This is a genomic window from Microbacterium sp. APC 3901 (assembly GCF_030407765.1).
Classification (GTDB): Bacteria; Actinomycetota; Actinomycetes; order Actinomycetales; family Microbacteriaceae; genus Microbacterium.
In genome coordinates this window covers 40,503-62,705 of sequence record NZ_JASDCU010000019.1, presented here as the reverse complement: position 1 = coordinate 62,705, position 22,203 = coordinate 40,503, and the positions used below count along the sequence as shown (strand labels likewise).

20 protein-coding genes and 1 tRNA gene are annotated in these 22,203 nt (G+C 68.2%); 17 read left to right on the top strand and 4 right to left on the bottom strand.

The features are described 5' to 3' along the window. Positions 1 to 70: 70 nt before the first annotated feature. Positions 71 to 718 carry a LysE family translocator gene (locus QMA07_RS15605; RefSeq protein ID WP_290163531.1) on the bottom strand — a complete coding sequence of 216 codons (648 nt, stop codon included), beginning with the start codon at positions 716 to 718 and terminating at the stop codon, positions 71 to 73. 212 nt (positions 719 to 930) lie between these two features. Here QMA07_RS15605 and QMA07_RS15600 point away from each other — a divergent pair, with 212 nt between their 5' ends. From QMA07_RS15600 to QMA07_RS15580, 5 genes are all read left to right on the top strand, one after another. Continuing rightward, positions 931 to 3,456, top strand: a complete 2,526-nt coding sequence (locus tag QMA07_RS15600) for a prealbumin-like fold domain-containing protein (RefSeq protein ID WP_290163528.1) — start codon at positions 931 to 933, stop codon at positions 3,454 to 3,456. A gap of 68 nt (positions 3,457 to 3,524) precedes the next feature. Then, positions 3,525 to 5,006 carry a SpaH/EbpB family LPXTG-anchored major pilin gene (locus tag QMA07_RS15595; protein ID WP_290163525.1) on the top strand — a complete coding sequence of 494 codons (1,482 nt, stop codon included), beginning with the start codon at positions 3,525 to 3,527 and terminating at the stop codon, positions 5,004 to 5,006. Between the two features lie 99 nt (positions 5,007 to 5,105). Continuing rightward, on the top strand, positions 5,106 to 6,068 hold the full coding sequence (locus tag QMA07_RS15590; RefSeq protein ID WP_290163522.1) for a class C sortase: 963 nt from the start codon (positions 5,106 to 5,108) through the stop codon (positions 6,066 to 6,068). Then, complete coding sequence (locus QMA07_RS15585) at positions 6,065 to 6,643, top strand: hypothetical protein (protein WP_290163520.1); 579 nt, start codon at positions 6,065 to 6,067, stop codon at positions 6,641 to 6,643. Before QMA07_RS15590 ends, QMA07_RS15585 begins: the two co-directional genes overlap by 4 nt. Before the next feature lie 259 nt (positions 6,644 to 6,902). Beyond that, entirely contained in the window at positions 6,903 to 8,819 is a 1,917-nt protein-coding gene (locus QMA07_RS15580) for a sigma-70 family RNA polymerase sigma factor (RefSeq protein WP_290163518.1), read from the top strand. Between the two features lie 4 nt (positions 8,820 to 8,823). Here the strand turns inward: QMA07_RS15580 and QMA07_RS15575 are convergent, their stop codons facing one another. Continuing rightward, positions 8,824 to 10,413 carry a helix-turn-helix domain-containing protein gene (locus QMA07_RS15575; RefSeq protein ID WP_290163516.1) on the bottom strand — a complete coding sequence of 530 codons (1,590 nt, stop codon included), beginning with the start codon at positions 10,411 to 10,413 and terminating at the stop codon, positions 8,824 to 8,826. Positions 10,414 to 10,568: 155 nt separating this feature from the next. On the opposite strand from QMA07_RS15575, the gene QMA07_RS15570 reads away from it, so the two are divergent. The 8 genes from QMA07_RS15570 to QMA07_RS15535 all read left to right on the top strand — a co-directional run bounded on the left by QMA07_RS15570 (position 10,569) and on the right by QMA07_RS15535 (position 17,993). Continuing rightward, positions 10,569 to 12,473 (top strand): sigma-70 family RNA polymerase sigma factor, encoded by a 1,905-nt coding sequence (locus QMA07_RS15570; RefSeq protein ID WP_290163513.1) that lies wholly within the window; start codon positions 10,569 to 10,571, stop codon positions 12,471 to 12,473. Positions 12,474 to 12,531: 58 nt separating this feature from the next. Continuing rightward, positions 12,532 to 13,854 carry a SufS family cysteine desulfurase gene (locus QMA07_RS15565; RefSeq protein WP_290163511.1) on the top strand — a complete coding sequence of 441 codons (1,323 nt, stop codon included), beginning with the start codon at positions 12,532 to 12,534 and terminating at the stop codon, positions 13,852 to 13,854. Continuing rightward, complete coding sequence (sufU, locus tag QMA07_RS15560) at positions 13,851 to 14,285, top strand: Fe-S cluster assembly sulfur transfer protein SufU (protein ID WP_290163508.1); 435 nt, start codon at positions 13,851 to 13,853, stop codon at positions 14,283 to 14,285. The genes QMA07_RS15565 and sufU overlap by 4 nt, the downstream gene beginning before the upstream one ends. A gap of 31 nt (positions 14,286 to 14,316) precedes the next feature. Beyond that, positions 14,317 to 15,261 (top strand): GNAT family N-acetyltransferase, encoded by a 945-nt coding sequence (locus QMA07_RS15555; protein ID WP_290163505.1) that lies wholly within the window; start codon positions 14,317 to 14,319, stop codon positions 15,259 to 15,261. A gap of 57 nt (positions 15,262 to 15,318) precedes the next feature. After that, a complete protein-coding gene (locus QMA07_RS15550; protein ID WP_290163503.1) occupies positions 15,319 to 15,960 on the top strand; it encodes an NAD(P)-binding domain-containing protein in 642 nt (213 codons plus the stop codon). A gap of 141 nt (positions 15,961 to 16,101) precedes the next feature. Beyond that, the gene (locus QMA07_RS15545) at positions 16,102 to 16,761 is read left to right on the top strand and encodes a GntR family transcriptional regulator (protein WP_290163500.1); all 660 of its coding nucleotides are present in this window, start codon (positions 16,102 to 16,104) and stop codon (positions 16,759 to 16,761) included. Positions 16,762 to 16,873: 112 nt separating this feature from the next. Then, complete coding sequence (locus QMA07_RS15540; RefSeq protein WP_290163499.1) at positions 16,874 to 17,119, top strand: hypothetical protein; 246 nt, start codon at positions 16,874 to 16,876, stop codon at positions 17,117 to 17,119. Between the two features lie 10 nt (positions 17,120 to 17,129). Beyond that, positions 17,130 to 17,993 carry a hypothetical protein gene (locus tag QMA07_RS15535; RefSeq protein ID WP_290163496.1) on the top strand — a complete coding sequence of 288 codons (864 nt, stop codon included), beginning with the start codon at positions 17,130 to 17,132 and terminating at the stop codon, positions 17,991 to 17,993. A 1-nt stretch (position 17,994) separates the two neighbouring features. On the opposite strand, the gene QMA07_RS15530 is transcribed toward QMA07_RS15535, so the two are convergent. Next, positions 17,995 to 18,834 carry an SDR family NAD(P)-dependent oxidoreductase gene (locus QMA07_RS15530; RefSeq protein WP_290163494.1) on the bottom strand — a complete coding sequence of 280 codons (840 nt, stop codon included), beginning with the start codon at positions 18,832 to 18,834 and terminating at the stop codon, positions 17,995 to 17,997. 128 nt (positions 18,835 to 18,962) lie between these two features. Here QMA07_RS15530 and QMA07_RS15525 point away from each other — a divergent pair, with 128 nt between their 5' ends. The 4 genes from QMA07_RS15525 (at position 18,963) to QMA07_RS15510 (ending at position 21,076) form a co-directional block, all read left to right on the top strand. Beyond that, on the top strand, positions 18,963 to 19,544 hold the full coding sequence (locus QMA07_RS15525; RefSeq protein WP_290163491.1) for an asparagine synthase: 582 nt from the start codon (positions 18,963 to 18,965) through the stop codon (positions 19,542 to 19,544). A gap of 66 nt (positions 19,545 to 19,610) precedes the next feature. Next, positions 19,611 to 19,683, top strand: a tRNA-Arg gene (locus QMA07_RS15520). Between the two features lie 161 nt (positions 19,684 to 19,844). Beyond that, positions 19,845 to 20,519, top strand: coding sequence for a TetR/AcrR family transcriptional regulator (locus QMA07_RS15515; protein WP_290163489.1), 675 nt, complete (start codon positions 19,845 to 19,847; stop codon positions 20,517 to 20,519). A 59-nt stretch (positions 20,520 to 20,578) separates the two neighbouring features. Next, complete coding sequence (locus QMA07_RS15510; protein ID WP_290163487.1) at positions 20,579 to 21,076, top strand: hypothetical protein; 498 nt, start codon at positions 20,579 to 20,581, stop codon at positions 21,074 to 21,076. A 125-nt stretch (positions 21,077 to 21,201) separates the two neighbouring features. On the opposite strand, the gene QMA07_RS15505 is transcribed toward QMA07_RS15510, so the two are convergent. Further along, entirely contained in the window at positions 21,202 to 22,134 is a 933-nt protein-coding gene (locus QMA07_RS15505) for a LysR substrate-binding domain-containing protein (protein ID WP_290163484.1), read from the bottom strand. Positions 22,135 to 22,203 lie beyond the last annotated feature (69 nt).

Here is a 22,203-nt window from a genome sequence, read left to right as displayed (position 1 = left end):
GGTGGGCCTCGCCGTCTACGGCGTCTTCTCGATGGTCCGCGCGCGCTTCTCCCGGATGTGACGTCCGGCCTCAGGCGTTCGCGGGCTTCTCGCTCCACACCAGCAGGAAGGCACCGAGCGCGATCATGAGGCTGCCTCCGGTGGCGCCCATGGCCTCGATGCGGCGAGGAGACCGACCGAACCACTCCCGCGCAGCGCTGGCCAGCAGCACCCAGATCGCGTCACACGCGACACCGATCGCGACGACGATCGTGCCGAGCACCAGGAGCTGCATCGGCACCGACCCGGCGTGCAGGTCGACGAACTGCGGAAGGATCGCCAGGAAGAAGGCGATCGACTTGGGGTTGGTGACGCCGACGACGAATCCCTCGCCGAGCAGACGCACACCTGATCGCCTCGCCACCGGCCCGGTCACGGTGGCAGCGGTGTCCTTGCGATGCCTGATCGCCTGGATGCCGAGGAAGATCAGGTAACCGGCACCGAGCACCTTCACGATCGTGAAGAGCACGACCGACTGCGCGACCACCGTGCCCACTCCCAGCGCGACGCCCACGACGAGCAGGATCGATCCGAGGGCCGTGCCCAGGATGCTGAGGAACCCGCCGAGCCGCCCCAGAGCCATGGCTCGGCCGATCGTGAACAGCACCGTCGGCCCCGGTATCACGACCATGACGAACGCCGCCACGACGAAGGCCGCGAGGGTCTCGGCGCTGAACATGGTGCGAGTTTAGGGCAGGCCCTTGGGCACCGAGGAAAAAAGATTTCTCACGGCCCGTCATAAAAAGTCCGCGTCGAGGTCTGGGTATGTGACGGGCAGCTTCGGCTTCCTGTATCGCACTGGGGACACACACGACTTTCGGGTACAGGCATCCGCCTCTCCGCTTCGCCATACCTGGCGGACGGGATCGGCGCGCCGGGATTGGGACATTCATGAGCATTCGCTCACACCACCGCAACGCGGAGCGGTCATCACGCTCCGGAGTCGCGCCTCGCCGACGGGCGATGACGCGACTGCTCGGCGTGCTCGCCATCGCCGGCGTGCTCGTCGCCGGCGCGACTGTCGCACCCTACAGCGGCGTCACGGCCGCGGCGACGGTGCCCGGCACTCCCGGCACCCCGCAGGCGGGCACGCCCGTGTACACCGAGGACTTCTCGAATCAGAGCGCAGCGCTCGCGGCGCGTTCGATCACCACCTACACGGGCGGTGCGGCGGCTGCCAACTCGACCTACACGGCCTCGACGCAGTACACGCCGGCGGGCAATCAGTGCAACGGCTGGATCATGAGCGGTGCGACTCCGACGGCTCCGATCACCGACCTGGGCTGCCTCAACAACGTCAGCACCACCTGGAGCACCCTGCAGCAGATGGCGCGTGCGCTGGGTGTGGCACAGGGCCAGACCACCACGCAGGCGGCGACCAACCAGGTGCTGACGTCCTACACCAACGCCTCGAGTGGCAACATCGCCGCAGGTACGCAGTTCCGCACGGTGAACACGATCCCCGCGATCGCCGGCCACTACTACGCCGTGTCCGCCTATTTCGCGGCCGTCAACTGCCCGGCCGCCGGTGGAGCGAACCAGCCCAAAGAGACCTTCAGCCTGATCGTGAACGGCAACCCGATCGTCTTGAGCACCGGGCTGAACCCGTGCACGAACAACACGATCTGGGAGACGCAGATCGCGAAGCTGCAGTCTGCGGCCTACCAGGTTCCCGTCGGCACGACGGCGAACCTCGGACTCCAGCTCTACAACGCGACCGCCACCGGCGCCGGCAACGACGTCGCCTTCGACCTGCCGCAGATCGTCGACGTCACCCCGCAGCTCGACAAGGCGTTCAGCCCGACGGTGATCCTCAACGGATCGACCTCGAAGATGACGCTCACCGTCACGAACACGAGCGATCTCATGGCCAAGAGCGATTGGTTCATCACCGACGCTCTGCCGGCGAACCTGCGGATCGCGGCGGCGCCGAACGTCGGCGGCACCTGCGTCCAGCGCACCGGCGCGGCCTACGTGGTGACGGCTCCCGCCGGGGGAGCGTCGGTGTCGGTCACCGGCGGCGACCTCGCCCTCGGTCAGGCATCGTGCACGATCACGGTCGACGTCACCTCGACGGTCAACGGCACCTACATCAACGGGCCCGTCAACATCACGACGAATCTCAACCCGCCGGCCAACGCCTCGCTCGAGGTCATCCAGCCGTCGATCGACATCGTCAAGCGCATCACGGCCGTGAACGGAGTCGCAGTGACCAGCGACACCGACCCCGACAAGGTCTACACCACGGTCGGCGACGTGATCACCTACTCCTTCGTCGCGACGAACACGACCCCGAAGGCGCCGACCAACACGACGCTCAACACCAACCTCACGAACGTGAACATCACCGAGGACGCCTTCTCGGGTGTCGGTGACATGAGCACCCTCTCGTGCACCCCGGCCCAGGGCTCCACGCTCGCCAGCGGAGCGACGATGACCTGCACGGCCACGTACGTGGTGCAGCAGGCCGACCTCGACAACGCGCCGCTGACCAACGTCGCGCGCGCCACCGGAACTCCGGCGGTCGGCCCGAACGTGACCGACACCGATGACGAGGTCATCCCGGCCGTATGGACACCCGAGATCGTGCTCGACAAGACCGCCTCGGTCGTCGACATCGACCAGGACGGTGTGACGGGCCTCGGCGACCACATCATGTACGAGTTCGATGTCACCAACACCGGAAACGTCACGATCGCGAACGTGACCGTGGTCGACGACCGGCTCACCGATCGCAGCATCACCGTCACCTGCGCGCCGACGACGATCGCGCCGACGCAGATCGCGCACTGCGTGGCGAACGCCCCGTACGTCATCGATCAGGACGACGTCGACTCGGAGCTCGTGATCAACACGGCCTACTCGACGGGTACCGACCCCGACGGTGGTCCCGTCACCTCGAACGAGGACTCCACCGAGACTCCCGTCGAGCCGTTCCGCATTCCGTTGCAGATCGAGAAGGTCGGCGAAGCGGCCGCGAACACGTGGGTGCGTATGGACGGATCCTCGTTCGCGATCCTCGAGGATGCGAACGGCGAGCCCGGTGCGGCACTGCCCTTCACCATCGGCGGCGTCGAGACCGGACTGTTCCAGATCGACAGCATCCCTGCCGGCAGCTACTGGCTGAGCGAGTTGACCGCACCTGACGGGTTCAGCCTGCTCGCGGCTCCGGTGAAGTTCACCATCAACCCCGACCGCACCGTGAGCGTGACCGCGGGCGGCGATGAGGCGGTGACTTCCGCGGGTCAGCTGATCACGGTGCGGGATGTGCCCGCGATGACCCTTCCGACCACCGGGGGGACGGGCGCACTGCCCTACATCCTCGCCGGTTCCCTGACCGTGCTCGCCGCGGGCGGGCTGGCCCTCTGGGTCCGCCGCCGCAGCACACGTGTCGAGACCGAAGACCCGCAGACCTGATCTGTACTTCCCACCAACACACCACCTGTACACCACCAGGGCGACCTGGCCACCTAGAGAGAGACACAGTGAACACTTCCACCAACGGACGCGGATCCCGCGTCGCGGCAGGCCTGCTCGTCGCAGGCGTCGCCGCGCTCACCCTCGCAGCGCCTGCAAGCGCCGCGACGCCCAACCTCGTCGACCCGGATGCTGTCGGTTCGCTGACGATCCACAAGTTCGAGGCTCCCGAGACGCCCACCGGCCTGCCGAACGACGGCACCGAGCAGAACGTCGCACTGGCACCGCTGCCGGGCGTGGGCTTCACGGTCTACAAGGTCGACACGATCGACCTGACGAGCAACCAGGGATGGATCGACGCGAACGACCTCGCCGACCTCGACCCCGACAGCGTCGCAGACATCACTGCAGCCGGCTACACGGCCAGTGCGATCGGTGGCCAGACGCTGACCGACGCCAACGGCGAGATCGCTCTGGCGAACCTCGACCTCGGCCTCTACTTCGTCGTCGAGACCGCACCGCTGGCCGGTTCGACCGGTGTTGCGCCGTTCCTCGTGACGGTGCCGCTGACGGATCCCGCCGATGACAGCACCTGGCTGTACGACGTGCACGTGTACCCGAAGAACGCCCTGACCGAGGCGACCAAGACCGTCGAGGACTCGGAAGACGTCAAGCTCGGCGACGAGATCGAGTTCACGATCACGGGTGACATCCCGAACGTCGCCGTCATCGACGCCTACAAGATCGTCGACACGCTCGACGCGAAGCTCGACTACGTCGGCGCTGCCGTCTCGCTCGTCGACGGAACCCCGCTCGCCGCGGGCGACTACACGGTCGTCCACGACGCTGCGACCAACGCGGTCACGGTCGAGTTCACCGCTTCCGGTCTCGCAGTGCTCGCGGCCAACCCCGCGACGCAGGTGCAGGTCATCGTCACGACCGAGGTCAACACGGTCGGCGAGATCGCCAACACGGCAGTGCTCTACCCGAACGCCGGCTCGTACACGGTCACCCCGGGCGAGCCCGGCGGACCCACCGTCACCCCCGAGGTCATCACCAAGTGGGGCGACATCACGATCGAGAAGACCGACAAGGCCGGCGCACCGCTCACCGGCGCCGTGTTCTCGGTGTACCCGACCCAGCAAGACGCGATCGACGGCACCAACGCCATCGCTCTCGCCGGCTCGACCGAGTTCGCGGTCGCCGCTGACGGCACCGTGACCATCTCGGGTCTGCGCTACTCCGACTGGGCTGACAACGCCACGGTCGCCGTGGGCGAAGACGGCTACCAGTCGTACTGGCTCGCCGAGATCGTCGCGCCGGACGGATTCGAGCTGCTCGCAGCGCCGATCGAGTTCACCGTCACCGAAGCCACCTCGGCTGTGGGCGTCGACCTCGAGGTCGTCAACGTTCCTTCGAACGCCGGCTTCACCCTGCCGCTGACCGGTGGCACCGGCACGACCCTGTTCCTCGCCGGTGGCGTCATGCTGCTCGGCGGAGCAGTCCTGCTCGCCATCCGCAGCCGCCGCAAGGCCGCCGCACAGGCATAACCCGAAAGACCGGCCGTGCGGGGGAGGTGACATCCCTTCCCCCGCACGGCCCATTCACTTCCGACTTCGTCTTCACTTCCTCCGAACAGAGAGCGCAGCATGACCCTCATCGATGCATCCACACCGGATGCTCCGGCTCGACCCTCCACGCGTGCCACCGTGCACAGGACGCGGTGGGGTTGGAGCCAGTCGATCGTCATGCTCATCGCGACCATCGGCATCGTGGTGCTCGTCTATCCGACCGCAGCCTCGTGGTTCTCCGCCTGGAGTCACGACACCGATGTCGACGGCTACGTGCAGTCCGTCGAGCAGATTCCGGATGACGCGGTCGACGAGATGCTCGCCGCGGCCGAGGAGTACAACGAGAACCTGCCGACCGGACCGCTGCGCGACCCGTACGCACTCGGCACCGACGGTCAGCAGACGGCGATCGGCGATGGCGCGTCTGCGTACTTCGACACTCTGGCCGCTGAGGGAACCGACACGATGTCCCGGATTCGCATCCCGCGCATCCAGGTCGATCTGCCGGTCTTCCACGGCACCGACGAAGAGACGCTGTCTCGCGGAATCGGCCACCTCTACGGCTCGTCTCTTCCTGTGGGCGGTGCCGGGACGCACTCGGTGCTCACCGGGCACAACGGCTTCGTGCAGGCGACGCTCTTCGATGACATCGACGAACTCGTCGAGGGCGACGTCATCGTCGTGAGCACGCTGGGCGAAGACCTGTACTACGAGGTCGACCAGACCAAGACCGTGCTGCCCGACGATGCGGAGGACCTGCGCCAGGTCGCAGGCAAGGACTATCTCACGCTCGTGACGTGCACGCCCACGGGCGTCAACACCCACCGTCTTCTCGTGCGTGCCGAACGCATCGACGCTCCGACCGAGGATTCCTCCGTCGTCACGATCGCGGACGCGACCGACCCGGCTGGATTCCCGTGGTGGGCCCTGCTCATCGTCGGGGTCCCCGTGCTCACGTTCATCGTCATCATGCCGCGACGCGGGAGCAAGAATCGCAGCGGTCGCCGCGCCACTCATCGTCCAGCTGAAATCGACTCATGACGGCCGACATCGCAGTGGACCGCGCCGACTCGGGTGCCACCGCCCCGGATCGCCGGCCGCGGCGACGGGGCGGTCTGCTGTTCGCGAGCATCGTGCTCGTCGGACTCGGAGCGTCCTTCCTCTCGGCATCCGTGCTGGCCCCGGACCTCGTCGACAAGGTGACCGGTGACGCCAAAGTCTCGGTGCTGAAGCAGCTCCATCAGATCGTCGCACCCGACGAGCTGCCGACGATCCGGCTCGGGGCTGAGGGCGGGATGGTCGAGCTCGACCACTGCGACGGCACGTTCACCGAGATGGTCAGCTATCGGATCGACGATGTGCTCCCGCTCTTCGCCGCGCACAACAACTGCGGCGGCGATGTGATTCTCGGATGGGATATCGGTCAGCGGGTCAAGGTGGCGGGCTCCGACGTCGTCTACGAGGTCATGGAGGAGAGACACACTCCCAAGTGGTCGAACGTCGAGGCACTCGCAGGCATGACCGGCGAGTTCATGGTGCAGACCTGCTTCTACGGCGAGAACAGGATGCGCTTCCTGTCGCTCGCTCCGGTGGACACGGCGGCGAGTGCCGGCTGATGCGCCTCTTTGCGAGAAACTCAGGCCGCTGCCGTCATGTTTTCCGGTCATACCGGTCTTGTAGGTATGGCCATCGGCCTCGCGTCGGGTTCCCGGCCGACGCCCGCACAGCAGAGGTCGACCGCTCCCCGGCCGAACCCTCTCCCCGCGGAATCGACTCTCACGAGAGTCGGAGGGACGAGGCATCCCCACTGCCTCGTCCCTCATTCGCCTCCGGCGCTTCCCTTGCGACGTCGGCCCTGACCGCATCCGGAGCAACATGAATCCCCATACGACGTTCGACGGCGATGACGACATCCCGGACGAGCCGTCCGATGCCCAGATCATCGACGCCGTGCGGGGCGGTGACATCGGTGACTGCGCCCTCCTCTGGCGTCGTCACGTCGACGCCGCCCGACGCGCTGCCAGGGCGATCTCGCCGTCATCGGATCCCGACGATCTCGTGAGCGAGGCGTTCGCGTCGATCCTCCGGGTGACCAAGGCGGGCGGTGGTCCGAGCGACGCCTTCCGGCCCTATCTTCTCGCCACGCTGCGCAACACCGCAGCGCGATGGGCTCAGAACAGGAGTGCACTCTCGATCGACACGGTGTCGGAGCGCGACCTGTCAGGGGAAGGCGGCGACGCCTTCGAACGCATCGCCGAGCGGTCCAGCATCGCCGCGGTGTTCGGCACGCTGTCGGCACGGCACCGCAGCCTGCTCTGGTATCTCGAGGTCGAGGGGATGAAGCCGCGGGAACTGGCGCCCCTCCTGGGAATGACCCCGAACGCGGTCTCGGCCCTGGCCGCGCGCGCACGCGACAGCTTCCGCAGAGCCTGGCTGGAGGCGCACATCCACGATCCCTCCAGGCCGGATGACTGCCGATGGTTCTGCGAGCGCGTCGTGGCCAAGCGAGGTCGTTCACTGGTTGCCGATGACGCGCGGCGTTTCACCGAGCACATGACCGTGTGCGGTGGATGCCGGATAGTCGCTGCCGAGATCGACAGCGTCTCGCAACGGCTGCGTTCGATCCTGCCCGCCGCGCTGCTCGGCGGCTCGGCAGCGGCGATCTACACGGGTGACGTCACTGCCGAGGCCGGGGTCGTGGCAGCGGCTCCCTCGGTCGCACTGGCCGGTTCGTCCGGGTGGGCCCAGGAGCCGACGTCGTCGTTCGGTGCCGGCGCACCTGTCGCCGCACATGGAACGGGTGCTCTGGCGCCGGCGGGAGGCCTGGCCGCTCTGGCAGCCACCGCCGTGGTCGTGGTCGGGAGCATCATCTTCGCGGGCAGCGTGCTCGGTCTGTCGACTGCGGATTCCGACCGCTCCGACCTCACCCCTTCGTTCGCCGACACGGTGATCGCCGGTGAGGTCGGTCCGCCCGTCGATGATCTGCCACGCCCGTCGACCCCGCCGATCGAGCCCGCACCGACGCCTGAACCGCAGCCCTCGCCGTCGCCCGAGCCCGAGGTGGCACCGGACCAGGTGCAGAGCGATCGGTCAGATGACGCAGCCCCCGAGGGCGAGGACGACGGGAAGGACGACCGCCCTCAGATCGTGAGTGACGACATCGTTCCGATCTCCTCGGCGCCGGCGCCGGCGCCTGCGCCTGCCCCTGCTCCGCCGACCGAGGCGCCGGCGCAGACGCCGCCCCTCGTCGATCTGTCGGGCTTCCAGGTCACGCGGTCGATCGCGCAGAACTCGCTCGTCCCTGACCTGCTCCGAGGGGTCGGCGCTCCAGGTGCGGTCGTCTCTGTGACCGACGAGACCGGCGCCGTCCTCGACGCCGGCCTCATCGATGAAGACGGTCTCTTCGTGCTGGACGTCTCAGGCGAGGCGACACATCAGGGGATGCTGCTCAATGTCACGCAGTACGACGCGGCGACCGGGGTCACCGAGTGGGCGGAGACGATCGGACCGCTGACCTTCGCGACGCCGACGATCGCGGCTGCCGACGGGGACGCGTGCCCAGGAGCATCCCTCGGCGCTGTCAGCTGCCTGCATCTGAACGCCGAGCCTGCCTCGTGGGTCGAGGTGCTCGACGACGAGGGACGCTCGCGCACGGTCCGGATTCCGGACGATGTCGTCGACGGCATCGTCGTGCGCTCCGGTGGCGGGGAGCAGTTCATCGCTGCGCGGTACATCGATCCGTCTACGGGCCGCGCCGGAGCGACCGTTCTTCTGCCGGCGGCGATCGAATGAGCGCTCAGACGGCGCTGCGCGGGGTGCCGGAGAGCCGGAGCCAGAGCCAGAGCCGCGCATCCGGTGAATCCAGGTCGATCCCCAGTTCGTTGCGCACCACCTCGAGCCGATACCGAACGGTGTTCTGGTGAACGTGCAGGGAGTGCGCAGTCTCGCGCACGCTGCCGAGGTGGTCGAGGAAGACGCGCACCGTGCGTGTCAGATCGGTGCCCCGCGTGGCGTCGTGCTGCGCAAGGATGCTCGCAGAGTCGCCGACGACCGCGTCGAGCCCCTCGATGAGATCGGTGACCTGCATGAGGGCGAGACGATCACGCATCCCGTCGAACTTCGCGATGCGGGGATGATGCCCCTCGCCGTGGTCGAACGCACTCATGAGCATGCCGGCTGTGGCCCCGGCCTCGCGGTACGAGCGAGCGATGCCGGGGATGTCATGGGCGCGCGTACCGATGCCGGCGATCAGCGCGCCGTCGGTGCGGATCACGGCCTGGGTGAATGTCTCGACCGCTGCGTCGTGCGGGCCGGCGATGAGCGTCACGACCTCGGGACCGACGATTGCGCTGTGCGAGCCGGGGAAGGCGGCGCTCGACACGCTGATCGCCAGGTGGAGCAGCCTGTGCAGCCCGCGCGTGGCGTGGACGTCGTCGAAGGTGTTGGCGCGGAAGCACACGACGACGCAGCCGTCTTCCGGGCGGATGAGCAGCTGAGACGCCGCACCGCGTGCGTGCTGTCGGCCTTCGAGGAGGGTGCGCAGGAGCCCGGAGGTGCGGTGGTCCCGGTCGTCCGCGTCCTCGCGCGCACGCAGCAGATGCTGAGCGACGATCGGCTCCATCTGCTGCAGCAGGGATCGGGTGCGGGCAGCAGCCGACGGGTCGATCTGGATCACCCAGATCGAGCCGAGCAGTTCGCCGGAAGCCCGGACGGCGATTCCCACCCGGCCGAAGAGGTCGGTGCTCGACGGGAAGTGCCGTGCCGCGCTGTCACGCAGCAGCGATCGGTAGCGGGAGTCGGAGACGATCGCGAAGTCCTCCTGCAGCAGGAGCGTGGTGCGTCGTCGGGCATCGTCGATCGGCTGCTCGCTGTGGGTGGAGTACCCCACCACCTGGCCGGCGGAGTCGACGATGCTGACCGCTCCGCCTGCCAGAGTGGCGATGGCGTTGGCCAGGGCGAAGAGGTCTCCCATCCGCACACCGCTGACCTGCCCGATCGAGTGAGCACCGAACAGCGAACCCAGAACGTTCGCGAGCTGCGCCCAGTCTCCGCTGTCGGTGCGGAGTACAGCCAGGGTGGGCTGCTCATCGGTCGACGACGACTCACGAGGGGTGCTGTCCTCCGCGGTGCGCAGCACGACAGCAGCCGCCCCGGCGTCGGCCAGCTCGGTCAGGAGCGTCTCGATGTGCGTCGGCGCGACACCGGCACCGAGCACGATGCGGTCGACGTACTCGGAGGTCGGGGTCGACGGATCGTAGAACTCCACGCCGGTGAACGTCCTCGAATCGAAGCGGGTGCTTCGGGCCGGCGCGAAGAGCCGTCCGTCGGCGACCCGCAGAGCGTCCCGCAGGCTCGGTGCGGCGGGGTCAGCCTCGGTAAACGTCATGGAACCTTCTCTATTCAGCATGGAGAACTCATATACAAATCTACATACCAGTCAGATCGCCCAGTGGCGAGACTGGTAGATGAGAAGTCGAAAGGGACCCCCGTGAACAACCCGCCCGTTGCTCCCGACTCGATGCGTGCGACCGGGGTGACACCGTGAGCGCGTCGACTGTGCGCGAGCCCCGCACGCGGGCCGACTCCGAGGTGAGCGACGACGAGCTCGTGCTCGCCACCCGCTCGGGGGACAGCAGCGCCTTCGGCGTGCTCTGGGATCGTCATTCGCCGGCCGCACTTCGCGCCGCGCGGTCGATCACGAGCTCGATCGATCCGGAGGACCTCGTCAGCGAGGCCTTCGCCAAGACCTTCAGTGCGATCCGCAACGGCGGCGGGCCGACCGACGCCTTCCGGCCGTACATCTTCGCTGCCGTGCGCAGTGCTGCCGCAACCTGGGGCGGCAAGCAGAAGGACGTCGTCGCCCTCGAGTACATCGACGAGCTGCCGGTCGAGCACACCGACGACTCGCTCGACATGCTGTCAGACAAGGCGCTGCTGACCGCGGCGTTCAAGGACCTTCCCGAGCGATGGCGCACCCTGCTCTGGTACCTCGAGGTCGAGGGCATGAAGCCGCGAGAGATCGCGCCGCTCATGGGCATGACCCCGAACGCCGTCTCGGTGCTGGCAGCGCGGGCGAGGGAGGGGTTCAAGCTCGCGTGGCTGCAGGCGCACATCAAGGAACCGGGACGCGACCCCGAGTGCCGGTGGACCTGTGAGCGGATCGTGGCGCAGGGGCGGAAGCGCCATGTGGCGCGCTCCGACCGCGCGCGCTTCGACGCGCACCTCGAACGCTGCGCCCGATGCACGATGGCCAGTGCCGAGATCGAGCGGGCTTCGTCGAAGCTGCGGGCGGTCCTGCTGCCGGTGATCATCGGTGGACCGGCGGCGGCGGCCTATTCGGCTGGATCTCCCGCGCCGGCCGTGGCTTCCTCCATGGCCGGCTGGATGCCCCGGGACACGTCGCGATGGCTGGTGGTCGGTGGATCTGTCGCTGCGGCGACGGCTGTCGTCGCTGTCGCTGCGGTCGCCGCGCAGCTGGCGCCGGTGGGCCCGGATGCCGACGAGTCGTCGGCTCTCGTGGTCGCATCGCCGGCTCCCATCGAATCGCCGGGATCGGCAGGGGCCCCCGCGCCGACCGAATCTCCGGCACCGACAGAACCTCCCATCGAGTCGGAGACCCCCGTCGAACCGCAGTCGCCCGCGCCCGTCCCCGAGGAGCCGGGCGAACGCGAGGTCGTCGTGGATCCGATTGACGTGCCACAGGTTCCTGCGGACATCACTGAGCCTCTGACACCGGGGGACGTGCGCACGCCGCCCGTGGCGGTACCGCCGTCCGCCCCTGCGCAGCAGCCCCCGGTCGTGGACCCTCCGGTCGTGGATCCTCCGGTCGTGGACCCTCCGGTCGTGGATCCTCCGGTCGTGGACCCTCCGGTCGTGGATCCTCCGGTCGTGCTGCCGGTGACGATCTCCTGGCCCGTCCTGCCGACGACGGGTGTTCCGCCGACGATCACCGGCACCGGGACACCGGGCGCAGCAGTCGAGATCCTCGACGAGACCGGACGCGTGATCGCCACGGCGCTCGTCGCTGCGGACGGAACCTTCGCGGTGCGCCCCGACGTCGACACCCTCTACCAGGGCATATCGATCTCGATGCGGCATACCTCGCCGACCTCGGGCGAGCAGACGGTGAGCGAGTCGACCGGGCGCACCTACTTTCCCGTGCCGGGGCTCGCCGAAGACTCGGATGGCGTCATCTTCCGCACGGATGCGGATGGCGACGGCAAGCGCGATGACCTCGCGCTCGATGTCCGCGGCGTCGCCGGCTCGACGGCATCCGTGTCCATCGACGGGGGCCCGGCGACGACCGTGGTGCTGACGGATGCTGCGACCATCGTGTCGTTCGTCGACATCCGGCCCGGACTCCATCGGGTCACGCTGCGCTATATCGACCCGGCGACGGGAGACCTCGGACTCGCAGACACGGACCACATCCTCGTCCTGCCCTGACCGTCGCCGCCGACGCCAAGGGCGCCCCGCGGGGTGCGTCAGATGAGAAGCTAGAAGGATGAGCATCTCTCGCGAATCCGACGTGATCGCACCACCAGGGGGTGGCGCTCTGACCGATGGCGAGGTGCGGCGCCTCCGCGAGGATTTCCCGATCCTGCGCGCCGAGGTCAACGGGCATCCCCTGATGTATCTGGATTCGGGTGCCACCTCGCAGCGTCCGTTCGCCGTGCTCGACGCAGAACGCGAGTTCGCTTCGACGCTGAATGCCGCCGTGCATCGCGGAGCGCACACTCTCGCCGCCGAGGCCACCGAGGTGTTCGAGGATGCCCGTGCCACCGTCGCCCGGTTCGTGGGCGCCGACGAGGGCGAGATCGTGTGGACGTCGAACGCCACCGAGGCCCTCAACCTCATCGCCTACTCGCTCTCGAACGCGTCCCTCGGACGCGGGGGAGCGGCCGCCGAGCGCCTTCGACTGCGCGAGGGCGACGAGATCGTCACCACCGAGATGGAGCACCACGCGAACCTCATCCCGTGGCAGGAGCTCGCTGCCCGCACGGGAGCGACCCTGCGGGTGATACCGCTCGATGATGACGGCGCCCTCCGACTCGATGCCGCCGCCGCCCTCATCACCGAGCGCACCAAGCTCGTTGCGTTCACCCATGTGTCGAACGTGCTCGGTGTGATCAACCCCGTCGCGCAGCTCGTCGCACTGGCCCGCGCGGTCGACGCCATGGTCGTGCTCGACGCCTGTCAGTCGGCACCTCACCTGCCGCTCGACGTGCGCGCGCTCGACGTCGACTTCGCCGTGCTGTCGGGGCACAAGATGCTCGGTCCCACCGGCATCGGCGCCCTCTACGGGCGACGTCAACTGCTCGAGGCCATGCCGCCGTTCCTCACGGGCGGTTCGATGATCACGACGGTCACCACGACGGAGGCCGCCTACCTGCCGCCGCCGCAGCGGTTCGAGGCCGGCACCCAGCGGGTCTCGCAGGCGGTCGCGCTCGCCGCGGCGATCGACTATCTGACCGCGGTGGGCATGCCGCGCATCGCCGCACACGAGGCGGCTTTCGGCAGGCGACTCGTCGAGGGGCTCACGGCCATCGACGGGGTTCGCGTGCTCGGTGCCGGGATCGACCTGCCGCGCGTCGGGCTCGCGAGCTTCGACGTCGACGGCATCCACTCGCACGACGTGGGGCAGTTCCTCGACGACCGGGGCATCGCAGTGCGCGTGGGACACCACTGTGCGCAGCCGCTGCATCGTCGTCTCGGCATCACCTCGTCGACCAGGGCGAGCGCATATCTGTACACGACCGAGGCCGAGGTGGACGCCGTGATCGAGGGCGTCGAAGGTGCGATCGAATTCTTCCGGAGGGGCGCATGAGCGACCTGCAGAACCTGTATCAGGAACTCATCCTCGACCACTCCCGCACCCCGCACGGGTTCGGGTTGCGGGGCGAGATCGCGGCGCAGTCGCACCAGGTGAACCCGACGTGCGGCGACGAGGTCACCCTGCAGGTGCACCGTGATGCTGACGGCAGCATCGAGGCGATCGCGTGGGAGGGCCATGGTTGCGCCATCTCGCAGGCATCCGCCTCGCTGCTGGCCGAGCTCGCCGAGGGGCTGACGGTCGACGAACTCGAGATCCGCATCGCCGCCTTCCGCGAGGCGATGCGCTCGCGGGGCAAGATCGAGCCGGATGAAGAACTGCTGGGTGACGCGGCCGCGCTCGGGGGCGTCTCGCGTTACGTGGCTCGGGTGAAGTGCGCCATGCTGGCGTGGGTCGCGGCGGAGGACGCGCTCCACAAGGCGTGAGCATCGGCGCCGTGCGGTGCAGGATGGAATCATGCCTGTTGATCTGAATCCGCTCAGCGCCGACCGCTTCGACGACTGGCGCGATGCCACCCGGGCACGCCTGGTGACTCTGCGACAGGAGTCGGGGATGCACGTCGGCGGGGACGCCGTCTCGGATGTCGACGCGGTCCTCGACGATCTGCTCCCGGCCGGCCATGAGACCCAGACCTCGCTCATCCTCACGATCGATGACGGCGGGGCCCGCGTCGGCACGGTCTGGCTCGCCGCGAACAACGGGGTGCTGATCATCGTCGATCTCGCGTTCGCGATCGAGCCGAGTCGACGACAGCTCGACGACCTGCTCGACGAGCTCAGGTCGTTGGCCCGCAGGCAGCAGGTCGGTCGCCTCAGCATCGCGCTGCATTCGTCCGACATCACGGGCCGAGCCTTCGTCGAGGGGCGAGGGTTCGAGGTCGCGTCGATCCGGATGCTTCTCGAACCGCTCCCGTCGCGCGAGCCCCGCGCGCCCGGTGGGCTCGTCGTGACGCCGATGACTCCCGAGCGCTTCACGAGCTTCGCCTCGGCATCCGAGGCGGCCTTCGCCGCCGACCTCGTGGCATCCGGTCGCTATTCGGCGGCGGACGCGGCGGTCGAGTCGCACCGGCAGATGGAGCTCGAGCTCCCCGACGGCATCGCTTCAGAGGGGCAGGAGCTGTTCACCGCCCATGTGGACGGCGCCGAGGTCGGGGTGCTGTGGATCGGCATCCGCCGCCGAGGCGGACGCCCGCACACGTTCATCCTCGACATCGAGATCGCAGGCGATCAGCGCCGCAAGGGCTACGGTCGCGACCTCATGCTCGCAGCTGAGCGCGAAGCGGCGCGACTGGGTGCCGACTCGATGGGGCTGCATGTCTTCGGCTTCAACACCTCGGCGATCACCCTCTACGAGAGTCTCGGCTACCACCGGATCGAAGAGCGCTTCCTGCTCGCGGTGTGATCGGCGACACGCGGTGTGACATGGGAATAGCAGCGCCGAGCAGGCGTTGGTCCGAGAATGACTACTCTCGGAATCATCGGTGCAGGACAGATCGGCAGCCAGGTCGCACGGGTCGCCGTGGCCAACGGCTATGACGTCGTGATCGCGAACTCGCGCGGACCGGAGACCCTCGCGGACCTCGTCGCAGAACTCGGAGATCGCGCGTCGGCCGCGACTGCCGCCGACGCTGCAGCCGCGGGCGACGTCGTCGTCGTCACGGTGCCGCTCGGCAAGATCGACCGGCTGCCCGTCGAGCAGCTTGCGGGCAAGATCGTGCTCGACACGAACAACTACTACTTCGAGCGCGACGGACACATCGACGCCCTCGACAAGGGCGAGACGACCACATCGGAGCTTCTGCAGGCGCAGCTGCCCACCTCACGCATCGCGAAGGCGTTCAACCACATCTTCGCGGCCGACATCACGACCGACGGCTCTCCGGCGGGCACCCCCGATCGGCGCGCGCTCGCCACGGCCGGTGACGACGCCGAGGCGGTCGCCTTCATCACCCGCTTCTACGAAGAGGCAGGATTCGACACGGTCAACGTCGGCCCGCTCAGCGAATCCTGGCGAGTCGAGCGTGATCGCCCGGCGTACGTCGTGCGCCAGAACGCCGACGAGCTGAAGGCCAACCTCGCCATCGCGAACCGTCTGCCCTGACGCAGGAGAGTGAGGAGCGGATGCCGACGCATGCGCTCCTCACTCGTCTCCGCAGTTCGACGAAGCGCCACCGCCGTAATATATGTGCGCCGTTGGGATACCAAACTTGTCGGACGCGTCCCCGAGTGACATAATTCCGGCATGGCGGGGGTGGGGACTACCGGCGAACTCGAGTCGGTGCGAGTGACGCGCGTTCTTCGCGATGACATCGTGCTCGGTCGGCGCGCCCCGGGATCACGTCTCATCGAACGGGACATCGCGGCCGAGCTCAACGTGTCGCGGCTGCCCGTGCGTGAGGCGATCCGCACTCTGGTCAGTGAAGGAGTGGTCGTCGCGCGCCCGCGGACCTGGGCCGTCGTGCGTGAGTTCACGCATCGCGACATCCAGGATTTCGGAGAGGTCCGCGAGGCGATCGAGACGCTGATCTTCGTCTTCGCCGCCGAGCGCCACACCGACGAGGGCATCGCGCGGCTCCGGGCCGCGTACGAGCGCGAGTTCGCAGCCGCATCCGCCGGTGAGGTCGAACCGGCCCGCATCGCGGCGGGCGAGTTCCATGAGATCTCCGCCGAGCTCGCGGGCAATGAGATGCTCGGCGAGCTCATCGCGGTCTTCGTCACGCGCCTGCGCTGGCTCTTCGGTCAGCACGACGATCTGCTCGCGATGGCTGAGGAGCATCGCCTGATCCTCGAAGCGGTCGAGGCTCGTGACACTGAGACTCTCCGCTGGATGATTCCCCGCCACCTCGCCAGCGGCCAGAAGGCTGCGGAACGGCGCCTGACCGATCAGGCCTTCTCGGCGTAAGCATCCGGACTGCCCTGCGTCGAGAGGGCCGCAGCGGTCTGGAGAGTCATCTCCGGCGAGGATATATTGGCCCTACGGAATCGTTCCGGAAAGTCGTGTCCTGGGGAGCGATATGAGAGCCGTCGCCGTGATCGCCGGGGGCCTGCTGCTGCTCGGTGGAACGGTGCTCATCGCGGTCGCCGATCAGCACCGCGTCGAGGCGCGTGACGAGGCGAGGGCGGCCGTGGTCGAGGCCGAGGAGCGGCTCGACGTCGCACGAGAGGCGAATCTTCGGCTCGCAGAGCGGCTGATCGCGCTGCGCACGGCCATCGCCGAACAGGAGACGCTGCTCTCCGACACCTCGGGTCTCCTGCCATGAGGCGGTCTCCGTGATCCGGCGGGTCCTCTCCGTCGCCATGGTCGCCGCACTGATGCTGGCTGCGGGCGTGGTCGCGCGCGCTGCCGCTCTCGACGAGGACAGGGCGGCGGCGATCGCCGAGCTGCAGTCGCTCGCGCAGTCGACCCTCACGGCGCAGATGCGCACGGATCACCTGGAAGGGTCGATCGCGATCGCCGAGAAAGACGCTGCTGCGCGCGCCGCCGTGCTCGAGGTGCGGCCCGCGTTCGTCGTCGAGATCACCGCGCTGCGCGAGGCCATGGCGGGAGCCGACGGCAAGATCGACACGTCGGCGCACCGCGCGGCGGCGATGTCGGCTCAGGCGTCCGTGCTCGCCGAGCGGAAGGACCCGGCCACGGTCATCGCCGCCACCGCCACGGTGCACGCGCTCATCGACAGGGTCGGGCAGGACGTCGGGAGCTGGGAGGCGACGCAGTATGCGGCGCCCTCAGGCCCGGCCTGGTCATCGAGCGGACCGGACGGATTCGCACGGGTGCGCGCCGCCCTCGACCGTGTCGGCGGCGCGGGCGTCGGCCTCTACGAATCGGCCTCGTGTGCGGGAGGGACCGCACCGGCATGCGCGAACGGCAGCGGATACATCAAGTACCGCGCCGACATCGTCGACTGGAGCGTCGACCAGCTGAACTGGGCGATGGCGCACGAGCTGGCCCATATCCATCAGTTCCGGGTCTGGGGTGCGCTGACCTCGTCGGGCGTCTACCGCTCGTCTTTCGGGGGCGACCCCGAGTTCCTCGCGAACTGCATGGCGGTCGTGCGCGGCTACCCCGGGGCCGTCGGGTGCGACAGTGAACAGCAGGCGTGGGCGTCGGGGATCTGGGTCGGCGCGGTCCGCTGAATCAGACGATCGGGGTGGTCGTGTCGATCGCCTCGCGCAGAGGTCGGCGCATGATGCGCCAGTAGCCCGTCGGTGCGAGGCGGGCGAGCACATCGATCAGCCGCGCCTCCCGCCCGACCATCGTGCGCGCGCGGCGACGCTCCGTCGCCCGCACGATCAGCGCGGCGGCATCCGCTGGCTCGGTGTGGTACATCGCCGCCTGTGCGGCTGCGGCACGGGCGGCGATCGCCGGGTCTATCGCTGCGGCATAGCGTCCGTGCAGGATGATGCCCGTGCGCACGCCCGCTGGGTACACGGCACCGACCGTCACCGAGGTGCCCTCGAGTTCGTGTCGCAACGCCTCGGAGAACCCGCGCACGGCGAACTTGCTCAGCGAGTAGGGGATGCGTCCTGCCGGTGCGGCCAGCGCGTACACGCTCGCGAGATGGGTGATGTGCGCGGCGTGGGTCGAACGCAGGGCAGGCAGCAGCGCCTTCGTGATCGACACGGTTCCCCAGAGGTTCACATCGGTCAGCCAGCGCATCTCCTCCATGGTCAGCTGATCGAGATCGCCGAGCATCGACGAGCCTGCGCACGTGATCAGGGCGTTCACACGCCGGTGCGCTGCGGTGATCTCGTCGGCTGTGGCGAAGACGGCGTCGTCGTCGCGCAGGTCGACGACGTGCGTGGTGACGGTGGCGCCCTCGAGCTCGGACGCCAGGGCAGCGAGTCCGTCGGCGTTGTGGTCGATGAGCGCCAGATGCACCCGTCTGCGAGCCAGCAGACGGGCGATGTCCGCGCCCATCCCGCTCGCAGCGCCGGTGATGACCGTCGTGCTTCCGGTGAGCGTGAGACGCTTCATCGCATCCCTCCTGGCGGCGATCGCGAATGCAGCCGGTCGTGGAGCAGGTCATCGAGACCCGATTCCGATCCATTCTGGCCCACTGCAACCGAGAGCGATACCGGTACGCTCGAAGCAAGGAGGTAGCGGTGGGACGAACTGCAGATGCCATCGCAGAAGGCGTCGCGATCGCGACCGCTGCGGCGCGCCTCGCCGTGAAGAACCACATCCTCATCGGCACGATCGCCGAGAACGGCGTCTTCGACACGGACAAGTACATCGCCGACGCGCGCGAGGCGCTGCGGGCGATGGCCGAGGAGTCCGAAGAGGTCGAGCGCAACCTGACCGAGCTGCGCAAGCGCGCCCGCGGGCGTCACTCCGACCCCTCGGGCACCCACGACTACCGGGACCGCGACGTGCGCAACCTGCGTCGACGGGCCAAGCAGTCGCATGGGGTCGCGACCAAGCTGCGCGACATGATGGAGGACGAGGCGGCATTGCGCGTCATCGTCGAAGAGGCGCGCGAGGGCGCCTGGGCCGACGTGCGGCACAACCTCGATCGCCGACTGCGTGTCGAAGGCATGCGGCCCGATCAGGACCCCGACTACGAGCGCATGCGCGAGGCGCGGATGCAGGCCCTGCGCCTCGTCGATCTGCAGGCTCTGTCGTCTCTGCAGCGCGCGAAGGCCAAGCGCAAGAAGAAGCAGAACACGCCCGACGTTGAGGAGTGAGCCCTCGTTTCGCTTTCGCGTCGCGTCTGTTGTAGGCTGTTCTACGGCCCGCTGAGCGGTCCAGGAGCGCCCGTAGCTCAATGGATAGAGCATCTGACTACGGATCAGAAGGTTAGGGGTTCGAGTCCCTTCGGGCGCACATCAGCTGAAACCCCCGTCGCGAAAGCGGCGGGGGTTTTGCGTTTCCGGACATGCTTTCATCGACCGGTGGCCGTGCGCCTGGCCGGAGAGTGGTGAGACCGTGCAACGAGAGAACGGTGCCGACGGTGGCTTCGTGTCGAGCCGGTAGCGTGGTGCTCGATGACTGTGAACGGTTCCGAGCCCCTCGACCCCGAGCAGGTGGATGCGCGGGCGGCCTCCAACAGCGCGCGACGCCGTCGCACCGAACGGCGCATCATCGACGCTGCGACCGCGCTGTTCCTCCGAGACGGGTACGCGTCGACCAGCTTGGCGGCGGTGGCAGACGCCGCTGGGGTGAGCGAGCGCACCGTCTACGTGCGCTTCGCCGGCAAGGTGGCGTTGTTCCAACGGGTGATCGAGGTCGGGATCGTGGGTGACCTCGACGACGTCCCTCTGCCGGAGCGGGAATGGAGCATTCGCGCGCTCAGCGCTCCTTCCGCGCGCGAGCGAATCGTCGCGTTCGCAGACGGCGTCGCAGACATGCACGAGCGGCTGGGGCCGCTCATGGCCGTCAATGGTGAAGTCGAGGGGTCGGAAGCGGTCGTGCACGCCTCGGCCCAGGCATGGCGCTCAGCCACGCATGTCTTCCTCCGACGGTTCTGGGGGGCGATGTGCGATGACGGCCTGCTTTCTGATGCATGTGACCTGCAGTGGCTCGTGGACACGACGACGGTGCTGACTGCGGCGGAGTCGCGCCTCCTGATCACGCGGACACTGGGATGGGACCGCACCGCGTTTCGCGACTGGATGGTCAAGACGATGATGATCCTCGCGGAAGTCCGGAGCACTGCTTGACGCGATCCTGGCTCGGGTGCACTCTATATTGCATAGTCACTGCAATTTGAGGAGTGGTCATGGGTCTGCAAGTCATGTGGGATGCGGCAGTCGCCAGGTCTGAGGGCCTCCGGCAGGGGTCGTTCGCAGCTGTTCCCTTTTCCTTGGTGACGAGCCAGGAGAACCTCGTCGTTGGGTATGCGGCGGGAAGCCTGAAGCTCGTCCCGCGCACCGGAGGGGCGGTCCGGCGGCTGCAACTCCTCGGCGAAGAAGTGGGACACGTCTTCAGCGATCGGACGGACGGAGGTACGCCTGTGAACTCCTTCGCAGCCAGCAAGGCGGACAGGATCACGCTGGCGCTGAGACCGCCCGAACTCGGACTCGGGGCGCCACGGCCATGGTCGCTTCGGCTGACACTGCATTCGTGGAATGACGCCCGGTTCTCCGTGCCGCTGGAGGACGGATCCGCGGGGCTCGCGGTGGGAGTCGGGCCAGGCGTGGGGCCGGTCGCCGAGGCGATGTACGTCATGGCCTTCGGCCCCGTCCGGGTGGAGCGGGAACTGCCCGACCCGCGCTGAGCCGGCATCGCACGCGTGTCGAAGGGCAACTCGCACAGCGACGGGCGAGATGCGCGACACGCTCCTTCGGAGCGCGAGACCTCCTGCACGGCCTGCGTGGCGTGCGCGGCGAGCAGCTCCCGGCCTCAGCCGAGCAGGCTCGTGATGGCCGGGTCGCGGCGGGCGACCTCTGCCGCTGTGCCGACGATCACGTGCCGCATCGCGGCGACCGCGACGGCGGGCGTGACGTCGGCGCGATGGGCCAGGCTCACGGTGCGTCTCATCATCGGGTGCGAGATCCTGACCGACCGAAGCGCCGGCTGATCGAGCAGCACCATCGCCGGAACCACGGCCACGCCGACCCCGCGTTCGACGAAGCGGAGCAGCGCATCCATCTCAGCGCCTTCGAGCACGACGGTCGGGGTGAGCCCTGTCGAGCGGAACGCCGCGTCGGTGGTCGCCCGCAGCTCATAGGTCTCGTCGAGGGCGATGAGGGGAAGCGTGGCGAGGTGGTGCAAGGTCATCGATGACGAGCTCGACACCGGGGGCTCGGAGGCCGCAGACACCACCACGAGCTCTTCGGTCAGCAGCGGCATCCGGGTCAGGCTGAAACCCGAGGGCGGGGGTCCCTCCGACTCCGTGATGAGGGCGATGTCGACGGCCCCGACGGCCAGCTGATCGACGAGCAGCCTCGACCCGCTCTCGGTCAGGTGCAGGTCGACGCCGGGGTGCGCCGCATGGAAGGCGCTGATCGCCTCGGCGACGAGGCTGATGCAGAGGGTGGGCGGCGCTCCGAGACGCACGCGTCCGCGGCGGAGCCCCGCGAGCTCGGCCATCTCCTCACGGATCGCGTCGGATTCGGCCAGCATCCGCTGAGCGCGGGGGAGCAGGGCCTCTCCTGCCGCGGTGAGACCGATGTGTCCGCGAGCCCGATGGAAGAGCTCGGCGCCCAGTTCTCGCTCGAGGGTCGAGATCTGTCGGCTCAGCGACGGCTGGGCGAGGTGCAGGTGCTCGGAGGCGCGGGTGAAATGACCGAGGCGGGCGACCTCGACGAACCCGCGGAGCTGCTCGAGGTTCATGTTTTCAGTGTATCGATACCAGTAGAACAATGCATTGGAGTTATTAGGGCAGCCTACCTAGCGTGGAGG

What these genes read in the sequence shown, in the direction of transcription:
- QMA07_RS15575 (WP_290163516.1), bottom strand. Translation starts at nt 10,413, where the DNA reads ATGACGTTTACCGAGGCTGACCCCGCCGCACCGAGCCTGCGGGACGCT.
- QMA07_RS15565 (WP_290163511.1), top strand. Translation starts at nt 12,532, where the DNA reads ATGAGCATCTCTCGCGAATCCGACGTGATCGCACCACCAGGGGGTGGC.
- QMA07_RS15530 (WP_290163494.1), bottom strand. Translation starts at nt 18,834, where the DNA reads ATGAAGCGTCTCACGCTCACCGGAAGCACGACGGTCATCACCGGCGCT.
- QMA07_RS15505 (WP_290163484.1), bottom strand. Translation starts at nt 22,134, where the DNA reads ATGAACCTCGAGCAGCTCCGCGGGTTCGTCGAGGTCGCCCGCCTCGGT.
- QMA07_RS15580 (WP_290163518.1), top strand. Translation starts at nt 6,903, where the DNA reads ATGAATCCCCATACGACGTTCGACGGCGATGACGACATCCCGGACGAG.
- QMA07_RS15600 (WP_290163528.1), top strand. Translation starts at nt 931, where the DNA reads ATGAGCATTCGCTCACACCACCGCAACGCGGAGCGGTCATCACGCTCC.
- sufU (WP_290163508.1), top strand. Translation starts at nt 13,851, where the DNA reads ATGAGCGACCTGCAGAACCTGTATCAGGAACTCATCCTCGACCACTCC.
- QMA07_RS15545 (WP_290163500.1), top strand. Translation starts at nt 16,102, where the DNA reads ATGGCGGGGGTGGGGACTACCGGCGAACTCGAGTCGGTGCGAGTGACG.
- QMA07_RS15605 (WP_290163531.1), bottom strand. Translation starts at nt 718, where the DNA reads ATGTTCAGCGCCGAGACCCTCGCGGCCTTCGTCGTGGCGGCGTTCGTC.
- QMA07_RS15555 (WP_290163505.1), top strand. Translation starts at nt 14,317, where the DNA reads ATGCCTGTTGATCTGAATCCGCTCAGCGCCGACCGCTTCGACGACTGG.
- QMA07_RS15515 (WP_290163489.1), top strand. Translation starts at nt 19,845, where the DNA reads ATGACTGTGAACGGTTCCGAGCCCCTCGACCCCGAGCAGGTGGATGCG.
- QMA07_RS15590 (WP_290163522.1), top strand. Translation starts at nt 5,106, where the DNA reads ATGACCCTCATCGATGCATCCACACCGGATGCTCCGGCTCGACCCTCC.
- QMA07_RS15540 (WP_290163499.1), top strand. Translation starts at nt 16,874, where the DNA reads ATGAGAGCCGTCGCCGTGATCGCCGGGGGCCTGCTGCTGCTCGGTGGA.
- QMA07_RS15585 (WP_290163520.1), top strand. Translation starts at nt 6,065, where the DNA reads ATGACGGCCGACATCGCAGTGGACCGCGCCGACTCGGGTGCCACCGCC.
- QMA07_RS15510 (WP_290163487.1), top strand. Translation starts at nt 20,579, where the DNA reads ATGGGTCTGCAAGTCATGTGGGATGCGGCAGTCGCCAGGTCTGAGGGC.
- QMA07_RS15550 (WP_290163503.1), top strand. Translation starts at nt 15,319, where the DNA reads ATGACTACTCTCGGAATCATCGGTGCAGGACAGATCGGCAGCCAGGTC.